The organism is Micromonospora sp. LA-10 (assembly GCF_051853095.1).
In the GTDB taxonomy this organism is placed as follows: domain Bacteria; phylum Actinomycetota; class Actinomycetes; order Mycobacteriales; family Micromonosporaceae; genus Micromonospora; species Micromonospora echinospora_A.
This window is the reverse complement of record NZ_CP195710.1, coordinates 2,303,705-2,320,478: the sequence shown is the minus strand read 5'-3', so window position 1 is coordinate 2,320,478 and position 16,774 is coordinate 2,303,705. Positions and strand designations below refer to the sequence as shown.

The window sequence follows — 16,774 nt, the reverse complement described above, 5'->3', positions numbered from 1 at the left end:
AGTTGCACAATCGGGAGGAAGTCGTGAACAAGGCCGAGCTCATCGAGGCGCTCGCCGTTCGCCTGGGGGACCGGAAGACGGCGACGGCCGCGCTCGACGCGGTTCTCGCTGAGGTCCAGGCGGCGGTCACCAAGGGCGAGAAGGTGGCGATCACCGGTTTCGGAGCGTTCGAGAAGCGCGTCCGGGGGGCCCGAACAGCGCGCAACCCGCGGACCGGAGAGGCGGTGAAGGTCAAGAAGACCTCCGTCCCGACGTTCCGCGCCGGCGCGGGCTTCAAGGAGATGGTGGCCAGCGGCAAGGTGCCGAAGGACACCGCTGCCGCGAAGAAGACCACCGGCGCCGCCAAGAAGACCACGGCGGCGAAGACCACCGGCGCTGCGAAGAAGACCACGGCGGCGAAGGCCACCAAGACCACCGCGACCAAGAAGGCCGCCCCGGCGAAGAAGGCGGCCGCGACCAAGACCACGGCGGCGAAGAAGACGACCGCGGCGAAGTCCACCGCGGCGAAGAAGACCACCGCCGCCAAGAAGACGACCGCGGCGAAGTCCGCCACGGCCAAGAAGACCACCGCGGCCAAGAAGGCGCCCGCGAAGAAGGCACCGGCCAAGAAGGCCGCCAGCCGGCGCTGACCGGACGGCCCACGAAAGGGCGCCCACCGTTCGCGGTGGGCGCCCTTTCGCATGGGTACGCGTTGACCACCAGCCGCCGCGCGCCGCAGAATCGCCGTGCCGAAAACCCCCGTCGGTCACGAGAAGAGGCGCCCCGTGCGGCACCGTCACCTCTCCACCCTGGCTCTCGCGCTGGGTATCGCGGTCCTGCTGGACGTGCTGCGGGTCTGGCTCCCGTCGGTCATCACCCTCTTCGGGCAGGCCGCCGAGACGCCCGCCGAGCTGCTCGGCGCGTTCGCGCTCGGCTGGTTCGTGCTCGCCCTCGCCGCGCCTGCGCTCGTCCGCCGCGCCGGTGCCGGCCCGGTCGGGCTCCTCGCCGCCGGTGTGCTGGCGGCGGCGCGGCTGGGGCTCACCGCGCAGCCCGGCGGCCCGGCCCAGCTCTGGCTGGCCTGCGCCGGGCTGCTGGCCGGCCTGGTCTGGCTCGCCGCCGTCGCCGCGTCGGTGCCCCGGCCGGTCGCCGGGCTGGCGCTGGGCCTGGCCGGGAACGCGGTCGGGCACGCGCTGCTGGGCACCGAGGACCTGGTGTGGCGGGGCGGCGTGCTGGGCTGGAGCCTGAGCATCGTGCTGGTGCTGGCGTTCCTGGCCGCGTCCGTGGCGGCGCGGCGGGAGAAGGCCGACGGCGGCGACGGGACGAGCGCGCACACCCCGGGCCGCCGGACGTGGTTGCTGTGCGGGCCGGCGCTGCTGCTGGCCGGTCAGGTGGCGCTCGCCCCGGCGGTGTGGAACGCCGCCGCCGGCAGCGGATCGCCCGGCTTCCCCGGGCTCGCCCGCCCCGGAAACGGTGCCCTGCCGGGTGCGCTCGCGGTGCTGCTGTTCCTCGCGGCGGCGTTGTTCCGGGCGCCGGCCCGCCCGGCCCGGGTGCTGTGGCCGCTGGCCCTGCTCGCCGGGTCGGTGCTGTTCGTGACCGGGCGTCTCGTCCCGGCGTACCTGCTCACCGCCGCCGGTCTCGGTGGCTGCCTGGCGCTCACCGACACGGCCGCCGACGACGACCGGCCCGGGGAGGGCCGCCGGGCGGGGGCGCGGCGCGGGCGTGCGGCGGTGCTGGGGATGCTGGTCTTCGCGGTGGCCACGGTGGCCTACTACGCCGCCTACGACCTGGGGTACCCCAACGGGTGGGCGCCGGTAGCCACGGCCGTCCTGGTGGCTCTGGTGGCGGCCGGCGTGCCTGTCCGGCCCGCCCTGACGCCGCCCGATCCGGTGCTGCCCGCACGAGCGCGGCTCGCGGCCCTGGCCTGCCTGACCGCGTCGGCCGCGCTCGCCGCCGCGCTGCACGCGCCGCCCGCACCGGCCCGCGCGACGACCGCACCGACGGCGGTACGGGTGGCCGCGTACAACATCCGGATGGGGTTCGGCCTGGACGGCCGCCTGGACCTGGACGCGTTGGCCCGGGAGCTGCGCGACGCGGACGTGGTGCTGCTCAGCGAGGTCGACCGGGGCTGGTGGCTCAACGGCGGTCACGACACGCTGGGGCTGCTGGCCCGGCGGCTGGAGATGCCGTACGTCTTCGCGCCCGCCGCCGACCCGGTCTGGGGTGACGCGGTGCTCAGCCGGTTCCCGGCGCGCTCCGGTCAGACCCGGCGGCTGACCGGGCACGGCGCGCCGACCGGGGCGCAGGTCCTCGGCGTCACGCTCGACCTCGGCGGCCGCGAGCTGGCAGTGGTGGCCACGCATCTGCAACCGCCACCCGGCCGGGATCCGGTCGAGCAGGCCCGCGAGGTGGCCGCGTTCGCCGGCCGGTACGCCGCCGGCCGTCCGCTGGTGCTCGGTGGTGACCTCAACACCGAGCCGGCCGACCCGGCGTTCGCCGAGTTCACCGGCGCCGGGCTGGTGGACGCGCTGGGCCCGGCCCGGCCGCTGCGGACCAGCCCGGCCGACGACCCGCGCACCCAGATCGACCACGTCTTCGTCTCGCCGGGCCTGACCGCCACCGAGGTACGCGCACCGCGCACCGAGGCCAGCGACCACCTCCCGGTGACGCTCACCGTCACGCTGCCCTGACCCGGCGCCCTCACGCGGCCGGAGACCGCCGCGCGCCGGAAGCTCGGCGCACGACCGCGGGTCGCCTCACAGCCGGTCGGCGAGGACCAGGCGGTCGCCGGCGAAGGGCAGCAGCCAGCCGCTTCCCTTGGCGGTGGTGAAGTCGTCCGTGCGGCCGGTGAGCCGTTCCAGCGCGCCCGGGATCACCTTGCCCTGGCTGCACACCGCCACCGCCCCGGCGGCGAGCGCCAGCGCGGTCAGCCGGGCCGCGGCGGCCAGCGCGCACTCCTCGACCTGCTGGCCCGGTTCCGGCTCGTCGAAGTCGCCGCACACCTCGATCGGCAGGTCCAGCCGGGCCGCGGCCGGGCCGAGCGTCTGCACGCAGCGGCGTGCCGAGGCGGAGAACAGGCGGTCCGGGTGGACCAGGGCCACGAGCGGGACCAGCGCCTGCGCCTGGGCCTGCCCGTCGTCGTCCAGCGGGCGTCCGTGGTCCGGGCCGGTCCAGGTGCCGCGCTTGCCGGCGCTGGCGTGCCGCACCAGCAGCACTGTGGCGGTGACCTGCGGCAGCGCCGCGAACGCGGCGATCACCTCGGCGTCGTGCGGGTAGCTGACCCGGCGGGCCGCCTCGTCGACCGGGAACCAGGCCACGTCGTCGACCTCGGTGCCGGGCTGGAAGCCGCCTGCGCCGGCCGCCCGCATGGACCAGTAGTCGACCGCCTTGGCGTGACCCTCGCTGCGATAGCGGACGGTGGGCAGGCGCACCTGCGGCACCGCCCGTACGTCGCTCTCCTCGGCCACCTCACGGACGGCGGCGACCAGCGGATGCTCGCCGCGATCGAGCTTGCCCTTCGGCAGCGACCAGTCGCCGTACCGGGGGCGGTGCACCAGGCAGACCTCGACGCCGGCCGGGCCCGGGCGCCACACCACGCCGCCCGCGGCCCGGATCCGCACCGGCTCGTCGTCGCTCACCCGCTCACCGTATGCCCGCCCGGCACGCGCCACGGCCCGCTCAGTCCGCCCGGCCGCCGACCCGGCGCAGCAACAGGTCCTGCAGATGGGTCAGCGGCGCGTCGCCGTCGCCGGTACGCCGGTGCCAGGTGCCGTCGGCGGCCAGCTCGAACGCGTCCACGTCGGGATCGAACGCGGCGGTGAGGACGTGGTCCAGTTCGGCGCGGGCCACCGGGTCGCTCACCTGCACCAGCGCCTCGACCCGGCGGTCCAGGTTGCGGTGCATCAGGTCGGCGGAACCCATCCAGAACTCGGCGTCGCCGTTGTTGCCGAACCGGAAGATCCGGGAGTGTTCCAGGAACCGGCCGAGGATCGAGCGGACCCGGATGTTCTCCGACAGCCCCGGCACGCCCGGCCGCAGCGTGCACATGCCACGGATCAGCAGGTCCACGTGCACGCCGGCCCGCGACGCCCGGTAGAGCGCGTCGGTGATCTCCTCGTCCACCAGGGAGTTCACCTTGAACTGCACCAGCCCCGGCATGCCCAGCCGGACGTGCTCGATCTCCCTGTCGATCCGCTCGATCAGGCCGCTGCGGATGCCCTGCGGCGCCACCAGCAACCGCCGGTACGCGGTCTGCCGGCTGTAGCCGGTGAGCACGTTGAACAGGTCGGTCAGGTCGGCGCCGATCTCCGGGTCGGCGGTGAGCATGCCGAAGTCCTCGTAGAGCCGGGCCGTCTTCGGGTGGTAGTTGCCGGTGCCGATGTGGCAGTAACGCCGGATCTGGTTGCCCTCCTGGCGTACCACGAGCGCGGTCTTGCAGTGCGTCTTGAGGCCCACCAGGCCGTAGACCACGTGGCAGCCGGCCCGCTCCAGCGTGCGTGCCCAGCCGATGTTCGCCACCTCGTCGAAGCGCGCCTTCAGCTCGACCAGCACCACCACCTGCTTGCCGGCGGCGGCCGCGTCGACAAGCGCGTCCACGATCGGGGAGTCGCCGCTGGTGCGGTAGAGCGTCTGCTTGATGGCGAGCACGTTCGGGTCGGCCGCGGCCTGCTCCACGAAGCGCTGCACGCTCGTGGCGAACGAGTGGTACGGGTGGTGCACCAGCACGTCGCCGTCGCGCAGCGTGGCGAAGACGCTGCGCGGCACCTCGCCCTCGGCCAGGCGCGGGTGGGTGGCCGGCACGAACGACGGGTCCTTCAGGTCCGGCCGGTCGGCCTCGCCGTAGACCTGCCACAGCGCGGACAGGTCGAGCAGGCCACGGACCCGCAGCACGTCGTGGTCGTCCATGTCCAGCTCGCGGACGAGCAGCTCCAGCATGTGGTCGGAGATGGAGGCGGCCACCTCCAGGCGTACCGGCGGGCCGAACCGGCGCCGGGCCAGTTCCCGCTCCAGCGCCTGGAGCAGGTCCTCGTCGCGGTCCTCGTCCACCTCGACCTCGGCGTTGCGGGTCACCCGGAACAGGTGGCACTCGACCACCTGCATGCCGGAGAAGAGCTGGCCGAGGTGCACCGAGATGAGGTCCTCCACCGGCAGGAACCGCACGCCCGGCTGGTCCCGGTGGACCCGGACGAACCGGGGCACGTTGTTCGGCACCTTGACCCGGGCGAACAGTTCCGACCCGCCGTCCGGGTCGCGTACCGAGACGGCCAGGTTCAGCGACCGGCCGGAGATGTACGGGAACGGGTGCGCCGGGTCGACCGCCAGCGGGGTGAGCACCGGGAAGATGTGCTCCCGGAACCAGGTGCGCAGCCGCTCCCGCTCGGCGTCGTCCAGGTCGCTCCAGCGCAGCACCCGGATGTCCTCGGCGGCGAGCTTCGGCAGCACGTCGTCGACCATGCAGGTGGCGTGCCGGGCGACCAGCCCGGCGGCCTTGGAGGTGACGAGGTCGAGCTGGGTGCGCAGCGGCATCCGGTCGCCGCCGCGTACCGGCAGGCCGGCGGAGAGGCGGCGCTTCAGCCCGGCCACCCGCACCATGTAGAACTCGTCCAGGTTGCTGGCGAAGATGGCCAGGAACTTCGCCCGCTCCAGCAGCGGGGTGCGCGGGTCCTCGGCGAGCGCCAGCACCCGGGCGTTGAAGTCGAGCCAGGACAGCTCCCGGTTGAGGAAGCGGTCCTCCGGCAGCGGCTGCGCCGGGGGCGGCCCGGCGTCCGGGCCGGTCTCGTCCGGGCCTTCGACCGGGTCGAGCGGCTCCTCCAGCCCGGTGGCGGCCGTCGCGTCCGGGTCGGCGCCGAGGCGCTCCTCGGGGGGCCGGGGCTGGCGGAACCGCCCGTCCGGGCCGCGGCCGGGGCGGCCGTTGCGGGGCGTGCCGGGGTCGAGGATCGGCGGCGGGCCGTCGGGTTGCTCGCGAGGGGTGCTCACCACCTCATGATTCCCCGAAGAGGGTGAACGGAAAATGAACTCCGGCCAGGTTGTTCACGCCATCGTCGGCAAGGTCACCCGGACCACCTCGCCGTCGGCGTCCCGCTCGATCCGGACACGCTGCCCCAATCGGAGCAGCCGCAGCCCGGAGGCGTCGAACGCGCGGGCCGGGAACGCCAGCTCGGTGCCGTCGTCGAGCAGCAGCACGCCGCTGCGGGTCGACGCGTCGTAGGTGGCCACCGTCCCCTGCATGCCAGCACCGTACCGGACTTCGCCGCCGGCCAGCAGCGCCGCCGTGCGCGGCCCCAGGCCCAGCCCGGCGGCGGTGGCCAGGTCCGCCGGGGTGTCCACGTCCCGGCGCAGGCTGGGCCAGTCACCGGCCAGCGGCAGCGCCCCGCTCGCCGCGTGGGCGGCGGCCGAGCCGGGCCCGAACTGCGGCGCCAGCGGCACCCCGGCCGGCGCGGCCAGCAGCACGGTGCCACCGCCGGGGGCGTCCGCGACGAACCCGCGTACCCCCTGGGTGGCACGCAGCGCGGCGGCCAGCTCGGCCGGACGCAGCGCCGGCAGGTCGGCGGTCAGGCCGGCCACGGCGGCGCGCGGCCCGGCGGCCGCAGCGCCGTGCCGGAACGCCGCGTTCAGCCCGGCGCCCGGATCGGCGACGACCCGGGCGCCCGCCGCGTCCGCCGCCGCGCGCACCCGCGCGTCGTCGGTCACCACGAGCACCCCGGCGACCGCCGGGCACGCCCGCGCCGCGCGCAGCGTGTCGGCCGCCAGGGCCAGCGCCAGCTCCTCATGGGGTACGCCGGGCAGCGCGCCCCGCAGACGGCTCTTCGCCGCTCCCAGGCGCTTCACCGGCATCACCACGGTCCAGCGGGCCTCAGACACGCCGACCATCCTGCCAGCGGGAGCGCCGGTACCCGCACTGGCCGCAGCGGGGGCGAACAGGCATGATTCTGTGCCGGGGCGCGTGGGCGGATCGAGGAGGCACTGTGGCACGGCGGAGGCTGGGGTTCTGGCGACGGCTCGCCGTGGTGCTGGTCAAGCCGCTGATGACCGTCTGGACCCGGCGCACCTGGCACGGCATGGAGCACCTGCGCGGCGACGGCGGCGTCATCCTCGTGCCCAACCACATCTCGCACGCCGACCCGCTCGTGGTCGCCCACTACATCTACGACGCCGGGCGCTGGCCGCGCTTCCTCGGCAAGGCCAGCGTGTTCCGGGTGCCGGTGGTCGGCGGGATCCTGCACCGCTGCCAGCAGATCCCGGTCGAGCGGGGCACCGTCGAGGCGGTCAAGTCGCTGGACAAGCTGGTCGCCGCGCTGGACGAGGGCGGTGCCGTGGTGATCTACCCGGAGGGCACCACGACCCGGGAGCCGGACCTGTGGCCGATGAAGGGCAAGACCGGCGCGGCCCGGCTGGCGCTGGCCACCGGCGCCCCGGTGGTCCCGATCGCCATGGTCGGCCCGGAGCGGATGTTCGACCCCCGTACGGCGCGTTTCGGGCTGCGCCCGCGTACCCCGGTGACGGTGATCGCCGGCCCGCCGGTGGACCTGAGCCCCTGGGCCGGCGCCACGCCGACCCGGCCGATCCTGGAGGAGATGACGGACACCATCATGCTGCGCATCCGGGATCTGGTCGCGGAGATCCGCGGCGGCACGCCACCGCCGCTCTGGCAGCGGCCCGCCCGCACCGGCACCCGGGAGGTCACCGAATGAGCGGCCACGTGGCGGTGCTGGGCGCCGGGTCCTGGGGGACCGCGTTCGCCAAGATCCTCGCCGACGCCGGGCGGGACGTCACGGTCCTGGCCCGCCGCGCCGCGGTGGCCGAGGCGATCCGGACCGGCCGGCACAACCCGGAGTACCTGCCGGGGATCCGCCTGCCCGAGCGGGTGACGGCCACCGGCGACGCCGCCAAGGCGATCGAGGGCGCCGAGGTGGTGGTGCTGTCGGTGCCGTCGCAGACGCTGCGCGGCAACCTCGCCGACTGGACGCCGTACCTGGCGCCGGACGCCACGCTCGTGTCGCTGATGAAGGGCATCGAGCTGGGCACCACCAAGCGGATGAGCCAGGTCATCACGGAGACCGCCGGGGTGCCCGCCGACCGGGTGGTGGTCGTCTCCGGGCCCAACCTGGCCCCGGAGATCGCCGCCGAGCAGCCGGCCGCCACTGTGGTCGCCGGCACCGACAGCCGGCGTACCGCGCTGGTGCAGGCGTCCATCCGGACCCCGTACTTCCGCCCGTACACGAACGACGACGTGATCGGCTGCGAGCTGGGCGGCGCGGTGAAGAACGTGATCGCGCTGGCGTACGGCATCGCCACCGCGATGGGCTTCGGCGACAACACCCGGGCCATGCTGATGACCCGGGGGCTGGCCGAGACCGCCCGGCTGGGCGTGGCGCTCGGCGCCGACCCGATCACGTTCGCCGGCCTGGCCGGCATGGGCGACCTGGTCGCGTCCTGCTCGTCCCCGATGGCCCGCAACCGCACCTTCGGCGAGCACCTGGGCCGGGGCGAGTCGCTGGAACAGGCCCAGGCGGCCACCCGGCAGACCGCCGAGGGCGTCAAGAGCTGCCTGGCCATCCGCGACCTGGCCCGCGCGCACGGCGTCGAGATGCCGATCACCGAACAGATCGAGCGGATCTGCCACGAGGGGATGGACCCGCGCCTCGCGGTGGACGCGCTGATGAGCCGTACCGCCAAGCCGGAGTCGTACGAGTGAGCGCCGCCGGCACGTCGGGCGGGAACTGGGGCGACGGCACGCGCAGCGTGCACGCCGGCCTGCCGGAGGCCGTACCCGGGCAGCCGTTCCTGCCCGGCCCGGTCTTCGCCGCGCCGTACCACCTCGACCCGGAGCGCGGCCCGTCGGCGGCGGCGGACGGCTACGGGCGGCCCGACAACCCCACCCGGCGGCTGCTGGAGACGGCGATCGGCGAGCTGGAGGGCGGCGACTGCCGCGTCTTCGCCAGCGGCCAGGCCGCCATCACCGGGCTGCTGCTCACAGTGCTGCGCCCCGGCGACACCGTGCTGCTGCCCGCCGACGGCTACTTCTCGGTGCGCTCGTTCGCCTCGGACACGCTGGAACAGCTCGGCGTACGCGTGGTGCTGGTGCCGACCGCCGGGCCGTACCCGTCGTTCGACGGCGTCCGGCTGGTGCTGCTGGAGACCCCGGCGAACCCCGGCCTGGACGTCGCCGACGTGCGGGCGGTGGCCGCCGCCGCGCACGCCGCCGGCGCGCTGGTGGCCGTGGACAACACCACCGCCACGCCGCTCGGGCAGCGCCCGCTGGACCTCGGCGCGGACGTGGTGGTCGCCTCCGGCACCAAGGCGCTGACCGGCCACTCGGATCTGCTGCTGGGCTATCTGGCGACCCGGGACGCCGGGCTGCGGGACGCGGCGACCACCTGGCGCAACGCCACCGGCGGGGTGCCCGGCGCGTTCGACTGCTGGCTGGCACACCGGTCGCTGGCCACGCTCGACCTGCGGCTGGCCCGGCAGACCGCGAACGCGCGGGCGCTGGCCGACCTGCTCGCGGCCCGGCCGGACGTGACCGGGGTGCGCTGGCCGGGACGGCCGGACGACCCGGCGTACCCGGTCGCCTCGGCCCAGATGCGGCGCGTACCGGGCGTGGTCTCGTTCGACCTGGGCGACGAGCGCCGGGTGGCCCGGTTCCTCGGCGCCTCCCGGCTGGTGGCCGCCGCGACCTCGTTCGGCGGGCTGCACACCACCGCCGACCGGCGCGCCCAGTGGGGCGACGACACGGCGCCCGGCTTCGTGCGGTTCTCCTGCGGCATCGAGGACACCGCCGACCTGCTCGCCGACGTGGCGGCGGCGCTCGACGCTGCGGGCTGACGGCGCAACGCCCGCTGGGCTATCGTGACGGGCAGCCACGGCCCGTGCGGCCCCGACCCGAGGAGGTGAGTCCGATCCCCCAGCACAGGACCGGCGTTCCCTCCGAGTCCGCGTCGCCCAGGAGCTGAGGCGACGCCGGGAGCGCCGACGAGCGCTTCCCGAAAGGCCTGCCATGGCATCCACCGTGTTCACTCCCGACCGTCCGGCCCTCGTCCGCCGGCTGCGCGCCGCCGGTTGCGTCTTCGCCGAGGACGAGGCGGACCTGCTGATCGCCGCCGCCGACTCGGCGCAGTCACTGACCCGGCTGGCCGACCGTCGCGTCGCCGGCCTGCCGCTGGAACACCTGCTCGGCTGGGCCGAGTTCTGCGGCCGGCGGATCGCCGTCCACCCGGGGGTGTTCGTGCCGCGCGGGCGTACCGCGGTGCTCGTCGACGCCGCGGTGGCGGTCGCCGGGCCGGCGCCCGCGGTGCTCGACCTGTGCTGCGGCTCCGGTGCCGCCGCCGTGGTGCTGCACGAGCGGCTGACGCCCCGCTGGCTGGCCGCCGCCGACATCGACCCGGTGGCGGTGGCGTGCGCGCGGCGCAACCTCGACCCGCTCGGCGTCCCCGTCTATCAGGGCGACCTGTTCGACGCGGTGCCGGCCACCTGGCGCGGCCGGCTGGACCTGGTGGTGGCGAACGCGCCGTACGTGCCGAGCCGGGCGGTGGCCATGCTGCCGGCCGAGGCGCGGCTGCACGAGGCCCCGGTGGCGCTGGACGGGGGCGCGGACGGCCTCGCGGTGCTGCGCCGGGTCGCGGCCGGCGCGGCGCACTGGCTGGCCCCGGGCGGGCACGTCGCGGTCGAGGTGAGCGCCGGGCAGACCGCGGCGCTGTGCGCCGTGTTCGCCGCCGCCGGGCTGCACCCGTCGGTGGTCCGCGACGAGGAGCGCGAGGCGACAGCGGTGACCGCCCGCCGCCCCGGCTGAGAGCGGGCCGGGCAGTACCGCCGGCGGCATGGCGGGTGGGCCCGCCGAGAACTAGCCTCGGATCAGGCTCGGCGGGAGGCGGTGGCGGTGGGCAGCGCAGGGGTGCCGGTGGTGGTGGGCAGCGCAGGGGTGCCGGTGGTGGTGGGGCTGGACAACGGGGGCACGAGCGACAACGCCACCGTGCTGACCGTCGACGGCCGGTTCCTGGTGGACGGGCTGCTGGAGATCCCGAGTGACGTCGGCGCCGGGCCGCAGGCGGCGGTGGAGGCGCTGGCGCGGGCGTTCGACGGCGTGCTCGCCCACACCGGGGTGCCCCGCGACCTGGTACGCGCGGTCGGGCTGGACACGCCCGGCCCGGCCAGCGCCACCGGCGTGATCTCCTCGCGTGGCTCCACCAACTTCTCCCAGCCGGCCTGGCGTGGCTTCGACGTGCGTACCGCGCTGGAGCGGCGGCTCGGCCTGCCGGTGGTGTACGCCAACGACGGCAACGCCGCCGCGCTCTACGCCCATCACGTGCACTTCGGCGCGGACGCGATGGCCCGGTCCTCGGTGTCCGCGATCGTGGGCACCGGGCTCGGCGGGGGAGTGGTGGAGTCCGGCCGGGTGGTCGGCGGCGCGGCCGGCATGGCCGGCGAGTTCGGCCACGTGCACATCCCGCTGGACGGCCTGATGGAGCCGGACCAGCCCGCGCCGGTCTGCGCCTGCGGCTTCACCGGGGACGCGGAGAGCGTCGCCTCGCTCACCGCGATCCGGCGCAACCTGCTGCCGTACTGGCTGGCCCGGCATCCGGAGCATCCGCTGGCCGCGGAGGAGCCGGACCGGGCGGCGAAGCTGCTGCGCGGCTACGGCGAGCGGGGCGACCCGCTGGCCCGCCAGGTGTTCGGCCAGCAGGCGCGGGCGCTGGGACGGTTGTTCACCATCGCGGCCAACTTCACCGACCCGCACGCGTACTTCGTCGGCGGGGGCGTGGTGGAGGCGGCGCCGGAGTTCCGGGACTGGTTCCTCGCCGCCGTCGCCGAGCACACGGTGCTGCGCGAGGAGCAGCGGGCGGTGGCCACCTTCGCGCTGGTGCCGGACCGGGACATGGCCGGGGCGCGCGGGGTGGCCATCGCGGCGCTGGAGGCGGTGCGCGCCGCCGCCGTGGCCGCGCCGCTGCGGCCGGGCGGCGCGCTCGCCTGAGGAACCGCAGTCAGGGGCGCGGCGGCGCCGCGGTGAACGCGGCCCAGGCGTGCGACGGGAACACCAGCACCGGGCCGGCCGGGTCCTTGGAGTCGCGGACCGCCACCGAGCCGGACAGCGGCGCCATCTCCACGCACGCGCCCTCGTCGCCGCTGTGGCTGCTCTTGCGCCAGCCGGCCGGTGTCGGGTGCGGACGGTTCGTGCCGTTCATCTGGTCACCTCTCGTTCAGCAGGCGGAGCAACTGGTCCCGACTGGCCGCCGGGCTCAGCGCCACGGTCCGCAGGTGCTCCATGATCTTGGTGCAGGTACGCAGGTCGCCCGGTCGGTCGAGGATCATCTGCCCGGCGACGGTCTCCACCGAGGCGATGATCGGGTCCTCCGGGTCGGCGAACTCCAGCATGTGCAGCGAGCCCCGGGTGCCCCGGTGGTAACCGGCGGCCAGGGGGATCACCTGCACCGTGATGTTCGGCAGTTCGGCCATCTTCACCAGGTGCTGGAGCTGGGCGGACATGACCGAGCGGCTACCGACCGGGCGCAGCAGCGCGCCCTCGTCGATGATGGCGTCGAGGATCGGCGGTTCGGCCCCGGAGAGCCGCTGCTGGCGGTCCAGCCGTAGCTGCACGCGCTGCTCCACCTGCTCGTCGCTGAGGGTGTGCGGGCCGCCGCGCATCACGCCGCGGATGTAGTCGGCGGTCTGGAGCAGACCGGGCACCACCGACGGCTCGAAGTTCGCGATGCCGGTGGCCTCGGCCTCCAGCGCGATGAAGTCGATGGTGCGGCGGTCCAGCAGGTACGAGTAGGACACCCACCAGCCGGGCTTGCGGGCGTCCTTGGCGAGTTCCACTGCCGCGACGATCTCGTCCGGGCCCACGCCGTAGCTGGTCAGCAGCGCGCGCACGGTGGCGGGACTGATCAGCGTCTGCGCGTTCTCGTAGCGGGACAGCGTGCTCCGGGTGCTGTTGATCTCGTCGGCCGCGGACTCCAGGGTGAGGCCGGCGGCCTCCCGGTGGGTCCTCAGGGCGATGCCGAGCCGTCGGGCCCGGGCGGTCTTCGGCGCCATGCATCGATGGTCGCACATCTGCTGGGAAAATGTGCGTGAGAGAAAGTCGATGAGAGTTGCATTCACGCCTGTGAACCTGTCAATCTGTGACGGCGTCCTCACCGCCGGTTGTCGTGGCGACGGTGGCGGTGAGCGACCGGAGGGGATGGGGCGCGCGGTGGTCGGATTTCTACTCCCCCACGATCCGACCGCCGCGTGCCCCCGCCGGTCCACGAGACGGGAGAGGACTCCGCGATGACGGTGACGGCCTGCCACCCCCGGAGCGGGGGTGGCCGGGAATGACCCGGTTCCTCGTGGTCCTCACCGACGTACGCCCCCCGGACGGCGTCGGGCGCGACGAGCGGACCAGCCCCGAACGCCGGCGGCAGGTCGTCGGCGCGAACAGCCGGGAGGCGGCCGACCGGATCGCCGGCGCGTTCATGGCGCTGGGCATGGTGCGGGCCGGCCGGCAGCGCGTCAAAGTGATCGCGGTCGGCCGCCGGCCCCGGCACCCGGCCTTCTGAGCCACCACTTCTCGTTACTCCCTGTATATGCCACCTTGACCGTTTGCCACGCGGCTCCGCGTCTCCCCGGGTATCGACCACCCCTGCCGACAACGCACAGTAAGGTCAGTCGGGTGAGCGCCACCGGCGAGCACGGCCAGCCGCAGTCGCGACGATGAGGTGACCATGACCACCCCAGGCAAGACCCGTGTGGCGATCGTCTTCGGTGGCCGCAGCCCCGAGCACGGCATCTCCTGCGTCAGCGCCGGCAGCGTGCTGGCCGCGCTCGACCCGGACGAGTTCGAGGTGGTGCCGGTCGGCATCACCCGGCAGGGCCAGTGGGTGCTCGCCGACGGCGAACCGAGCCGGCTCGCCATCACCGACCGGAAACTCCCGGAGATCACCGCCGGGTCCGGCGCCGAGCTGGTGCTGCGCGCCGACCCCGCCGCCGGCGGCCTGATGGTGCTCGACCCGGCCCAGGGGCCGGTCGCGCTCGCCGACGTGGACGTGGTCTTCCCGGTGCTGCACGGCGCGTACGGCGAGGACGGCACGATCCAGGGAATGCTGGAGATGGCCGACATCCCCTACGTCGGCGCGAACGTGTTCGCCTCCGCCGCGGCCATGGACAAGGAGTTCACCAAGAAGCTCTGCGCCGCCGAGGGCATCCCGGTCGGCCCGTACGCGGTGCTGCGCGCCGGGATGTCGCTGAGCGAGGAGGACAAGGAGCGCCTCGGGCTGCCCGTCTTCGTCAAGCCGTCCCGGGCCGGCTCCTCGTTCGGCATCACCAAGGTCGACGACTGGGCGGACCTGGACGCCGCGCTCGTCACCGCCCGGGAGATCGACAGCAAGGTGCTCGTCGAGGGCGCAGTGGTCGGCCGCGAGATCGAGTGCGGCGTGCTGGAAGGCGAGGCCGGCGGCGCGCCGGAGGCCTCGGTGCTCGCCGAGGTGCGGATGATCGGCGACCGCGACTGGTACGACTTCGAGGCCAAGTACATCTTCGCCGACGAGGTCTGCGAGTACGACGTACCGGCCGACCTGCCCGAGCCGGTGGCCCGGCAGGTGCGCGACTACGCCACCCGGGCCTTCACCGCGCTCGACTGCTCCGGCCTGGCCCGTGTCGACTTCTTCGTGACCCCGCAGATGGACGTCTACCTCAACGAGATCAACACGATGCCGGGCTTCACCCCGACGTCGATGTTCCCGCGCATGTGGTCGGCCAGCGGGCTGGAGTATCCGAAGCTGGTCAACCGGCTGATCCGTACCGCCCTGCACCGCCGCGCCGGCCGCTGAACCGGCCGGCCGGGCGTCAGGCGGAGCAGCCCGAGGGGGCCTGCTTCGCCGAGGGCACGGAGCTGACGATGGTGTCGGAGATCGTCGTGACCCACTGCAGCGGCGTCTCGTAGCTCTTGGGCACCCGTACCCGGATCGGGGTCTCCCGGTCGACGGTGGTCAGCACCGTGGCGTCGGCCTCCTCGGCCGCGTGCCAGCAGACCCGATTGACGGTCCACACCTCGTCGGTGGGCGGGAACTGCGCCGGGCTGCCGCCGCAGGCAACAGTCAGCGCCGGGTCGCCGTACGCGGCGTTCTGCTCCGGGCCCGCGGTGACCGGACGCTGCGAGAGGTCACGCACGCTGTCCGGGAGCTGCGACATCAGGGCACGGCAGAGTACGGTCGGGCGCTCGGCCAGCGCCGGGGCGGCCATCTCGACCGGCGCGCTCGACTGCGCCCGGGGACTCGCCGACGCGCTCGCGGCGGTATCCGGGGAATCCGGGGCCAGCTTGGCGAACGTGAACCCGGCCACCGCCACCGTCACCGGCACCGCGACCAGGGTCGCCCAGAGCGCGGCGCGGCGGGTGGAGCGGTCCCGGCGCGGGGAGGTCTTCTCGTCCACTTAGAGCCGCACCACCGAACACGTGAGGGTGCGGGTGATGCCGGGCACCATCTGCACCTTGCTGACGATGAGTTTGCCGAGCTCGTCGACGGTGTTCGCCTCGGTGAGGACCACCACGTCGTACGGCCCGGTGACGGCGTCGACCCGTACCACGCCGGCCAGGTCCGCGATCAGACCGGCCACGTCACGCGCCCGGCCGACCTCGGTCTGGATGAGGATGTACGCCTGTACCACGACTCGACCTCCGTCCGTCGCCTCCGGGCGACCCGAAGGGTGAAACTACCGTACTGAGCGGCAGTGATCCCTATCGGTTGCCGGTCAGACGCGGTGAGCGAGCACACGCCGGCGCGGACAGGGGTGGGATGTGCGGAACGACGCAGCGGATCGAGGGGACGGCATGACGGTCACGGATGTCGGCGAGTTCGGGCTGATCGACCGGGTGACCGCCCGGCTGGCACAGGGGGAGAGTTGCCTGCTCGGCCCCGGCGACGACGGCGCGGTGGTGGCGGCGCCGGACCGGCGGGTGGTCGCATCGACCGACGTGCTGGTGGAGGGGCGGCACTTCCGGCGCGACTGGTCGGCGGCGCGGGACGTGGGACACCGCGCGGCGGCGGCCAACCTCGCCGACATCGCGGCCATGGGCGCCACCCCGACCGCGCTGCTCGTCGCGCTCTGCATGCCGGCCGAGCTGGATCCGGCCTGGGCCGAGGAACTGGCCGACGGGCTGGGCGCGGAGGCGGCGCTCGTCGGCGCGAGCGTGGTCGGCGGGGACATGTCGGCCAGCCCGACGCTCACCATCGCGGTGACCGCGCTCGGCGACCTGGCCGGGCGGCCCCCGGTGGTCCGCTCCGGCGCCCGGCCGGGGGACGTGGTGGCGCTGGCCGGGCGCACCGGCTGGTCGGCGGCGGGCTACACAGTGCTGTCCCGGGGCTTCCGCACGCCCCGGCTGCTGGTCGAGGCGTTCCGCCGCCCGGAGGTGCCGTACGCCGCCGGTCCGGCCGCCGCCGCGGCCGGGGCCACCGCCATGATCGACGTGTCGGACGGGCTGCTGGCCGACCTCGGGCACGTGGCCACCGCCAGCGGCGTGGCGATCGACCTGCGCCGGGAGGCGTTCGAGGTGCCCCGGCAGATGCGCGACGCGGCGCAGGCGCTCGGCGTCGACCCGTACACCTGGATCCTGGCCGGAGGCGAGGACCACGCGCTGGTGGCGACCTTCCCGCAGGACGCCGCGCTGCCCGACGGCTGGCGGCCGGTCGGGCGGGTGGCGGCCGGCGCCGGGGTCACCGTCGACGGCGCCGGGTACGACGGCCCGCGTGGCTGGGACCACTTCCGGCGGACGGCGGAGTGATCTGCGTCCGACCCCCGGCCGCCGGGCCGGGCGGGGGTCGAGGGCGGT

At 74.9% G+C, this 16,774-nt stretch carries 16 protein-coding genes and 1 pseudogene; 10 read left to right on the top strand and 7 right to left on the bottom strand.

Annotated features, from left to right (window positions below; translation table 11 throughout):
- Positions 1–23 precede the first annotated feature (23 nt).
- On the top strand, positions 24–629 hold the full coding sequence (locus tag ACSDG8_RS10745) for an HU family DNA-binding protein (protein ID WP_184682930.1): 606 nt from the start codon (positions 24–26) through the stop codon (positions 627–629).
- 135 nt (positions 630–764) lie between these two features.
- A complete protein-coding gene (locus ACSDG8_RS10740; protein ID WP_210900403.1) occupies positions 765–2,666 on the top strand; it encodes an endonuclease/exonuclease/phosphatase family protein in 1,902 nt (633 codons plus the stop codon).
- A gap of 66 nt (positions 2,667–2,732) precedes the next feature.
- On the opposite strand, the gene ACSDG8_RS10735 is transcribed toward ACSDG8_RS10740, so the two are convergent.
- From ACSDG8_RS10735 to cofC, 3 genes and pseudogenes are all read right to left on the bottom strand, one after another.
- A complete protein-coding gene (locus ACSDG8_RS10735; protein ID WP_210900400.1) occupies positions 2,733–3,647 on the bottom strand; it encodes an NUDIX hydrolase in 915 nt (304 codons plus the stop codon).
- A 7-nt stretch (positions 3,648–3,654) separates the two neighbouring features.
- A complete protein-coding gene (locus tag ACSDG8_RS10730; RefSeq protein ID WP_374223522.1) occupies positions 3,655–5,952 on the bottom strand; it encodes an RNA degradosome polyphosphate kinase in 2,298 nt (765 codons plus the stop codon).
- A 285-nt stretch (positions 5,953–6,237) separates the two neighbouring features.
- Positions 6,238–6,846, bottom strand: a pseudogene (gene cofC / locus ACSDG8_RS10725) (2-phospho-L-lactate guanylyltransferase); the annotation flags it as partial.
- A 95-nt stretch (positions 6,847–6,941) separates the two neighbouring features.
- On the opposite strand from cofC, the gene ACSDG8_RS10720 reads away from it, so the two are divergent.
- The 5 genes from ACSDG8_RS10720 (at position 6,942) to ACSDG8_RS10700 (ending at position 11,944) form a co-directional block, all read left to right on the top strand.
- The gene (locus tag ACSDG8_RS10720) at positions 6,942–7,667 is read left to right on the top strand and encodes a lysophospholipid acyltransferase family protein (RefSeq protein ID WP_210900391.1); all 726 of its coding nucleotides are present in this window, start codon (positions 6,942–6,944) and stop codon (positions 7,665–7,667) included.
- The gene (locus ACSDG8_RS10715; protein WP_210900388.1) at positions 7,664–8,671 is read left to right on the top strand and encodes an NAD(P)H-dependent glycerol-3-phosphate dehydrogenase; all 1,008 of its coding nucleotides are present in this window, start codon (positions 7,664–7,666) and stop codon (positions 8,669–8,671) included. The genes ACSDG8_RS10720 and ACSDG8_RS10715 overlap by 4 nt, the downstream gene beginning before the upstream one ends.
- Complete coding sequence (locus tag ACSDG8_RS10710; RefSeq protein ID WP_210900385.1) at positions 8,668–9,801, top strand: cystathionine gamma-lyase; 1,134 nt, start codon at positions 8,668–8,670, stop codon at positions 9,799–9,801. The genes ACSDG8_RS10715 and ACSDG8_RS10710 overlap by 4 nt, the downstream gene beginning before the upstream one ends.
- 172 nt (positions 9,802–9,973) lie before the next feature.
- The gene (locus ACSDG8_RS10705) at positions 9,974–10,765 is read left to right on the top strand and encodes a putative protein N(5)-glutamine methyltransferase (RefSeq protein ID WP_210900382.1); all 792 of its coding nucleotides are present in this window, start codon (positions 9,974–9,976) and stop codon (positions 10,763–10,765) included.
- 114 nt (positions 10,766–10,879) lie between these two features.
- Positions 10,880–11,944, top strand: a complete 1,065-nt coding sequence (locus ACSDG8_RS10700; protein ID WP_210900379.1) for an ROK family protein — start codon at positions 10,880–10,882, stop codon at positions 11,942–11,944.
- A gap of 10 nt (positions 11,945–11,954) precedes the next feature.
- Here the strand turns inward: ACSDG8_RS10700 and ACSDG8_RS10695 are convergent, their stop codons facing one another.
- Together ACSDG8_RS10695 and ACSDG8_RS10690 are read right to left on the bottom strand one after the other, a co-directional pair.
- The gene (locus ACSDG8_RS10695) at positions 11,955–12,155 is read right to left on the bottom strand and encodes a DUF397 domain-containing protein (RefSeq protein WP_210900376.1); all 201 of its coding nucleotides are present in this window, start codon (positions 12,153–12,155) and stop codon (positions 11,955–11,957) included.
- Positions 12,156–12,159: 4 nt separating this feature from the next.
- Positions 12,160–13,005, bottom strand: a complete 846-nt coding sequence (locus ACSDG8_RS10690) for a helix-turn-helix domain-containing protein (RefSeq protein ID WP_210900373.1) — start codon at positions 13,003–13,005, stop codon at positions 12,160–12,162.
- A gap of 278 nt (positions 13,006–13,283) precedes the next feature.
- On the opposite strand from ACSDG8_RS10690, the gene ACSDG8_RS10685 reads away from it, so the two are divergent.
- A complete protein-coding gene (locus ACSDG8_RS10685; RefSeq protein WP_030500841.1) occupies positions 13,284–13,508 on the top strand; it encodes a hypothetical protein in 225 nt (74 codons plus the stop codon).
- A 165-nt stretch (positions 13,509–13,673) separates the two neighbouring features.
- The gene (locus tag ACSDG8_RS10680; RefSeq protein WP_043325953.1) at positions 13,674–14,777 is read left to right on the top strand and encodes a D-alanine--D-alanine ligase family protein; all 1,104 of its coding nucleotides are present in this window, start codon (positions 13,674–13,676) and stop codon (positions 14,775–14,777) included.
- Positions 14,778–14,793: 16 nt separating this feature from the next.
- Here the strand turns inward: ACSDG8_RS10680 and ACSDG8_RS10675 are convergent, their stop codons facing one another.
- Both ACSDG8_RS10675 and ACSDG8_RS10670 read right to left on the bottom strand, forming a co-directional pair.
- A complete protein-coding gene (locus ACSDG8_RS10675; RefSeq protein WP_210900370.1) occupies positions 14,794–15,378 on the bottom strand; it encodes a DUF3515 family protein in 585 nt (194 codons plus the stop codon).
- A complete protein-coding gene (locus ACSDG8_RS10670; protein WP_013284547.1) occupies positions 15,379–15,612 on the bottom strand; it encodes an Lrp/AsnC ligand binding domain-containing protein in 234 nt (77 codons plus the stop codon).
- A gap of 163 nt (positions 15,613–15,775) precedes the next feature.
- Between ACSDG8_RS10670 and ACSDG8_RS10665 the strand changes: the two genes are divergently transcribed.
- The gene (locus ACSDG8_RS10665; RefSeq protein WP_210900367.1) at positions 15,776–16,726 is read left to right on the top strand and encodes a thiamine-phosphate kinase; all 951 of its coding nucleotides are present in this window, start codon (positions 15,776–15,778) and stop codon (positions 16,724–16,726) included.
- The last annotated feature ends 48 nt before the right edge of the window (positions 16,727–16,774 follow it).

Coding starts and splice junctions, on each gene's coding strand:
- ACSDG8_RS10715 (WP_210900388.1), top strand. CDS start 7,664: ATGAGCGGCCACGTGGCGGTGCTGGGCGCCGGGTCCTGGGGGACCGCG.
- ACSDG8_RS10705 (WP_210900382.1), top strand. CDS start 9,974: ATGGCATCCACCGTGTTCACTCCCGACCGTCCGGCCCTCGTCCGCCGG.
- ACSDG8_RS10695 (WP_210900376.1), bottom strand. CDS start 12,155: ATGAACGGCACGAACCGTCCGCACCCGACACCGGCCGGCTGGCGCAAG.
- ACSDG8_RS10690 (WP_210900373.1), bottom strand. CDS start 13,005: ATGGCGCCGAAGACCGCCCGGGCCCGACGGCTCGGCATCGCCCTGAGG.
- ACSDG8_RS10685 (WP_030500841.1), top strand. CDS start 13,284: ATGACCCGGTTCCTCGTGGTCCTCACCGACGTACGCCCCCCGGACGGC.
- ACSDG8_RS10680 (WP_043325953.1), top strand. CDS start 13,674: ATGACCACCCCAGGCAAGACCCGTGTGGCGATCGTCTTCGGTGGCCGC.
- ACSDG8_RS10665 (WP_210900367.1), top strand. CDS start 15,776: ATGACGGTCACGGATGTCGGCGAGTTCGGGCTGATCGACCGGGTGACC.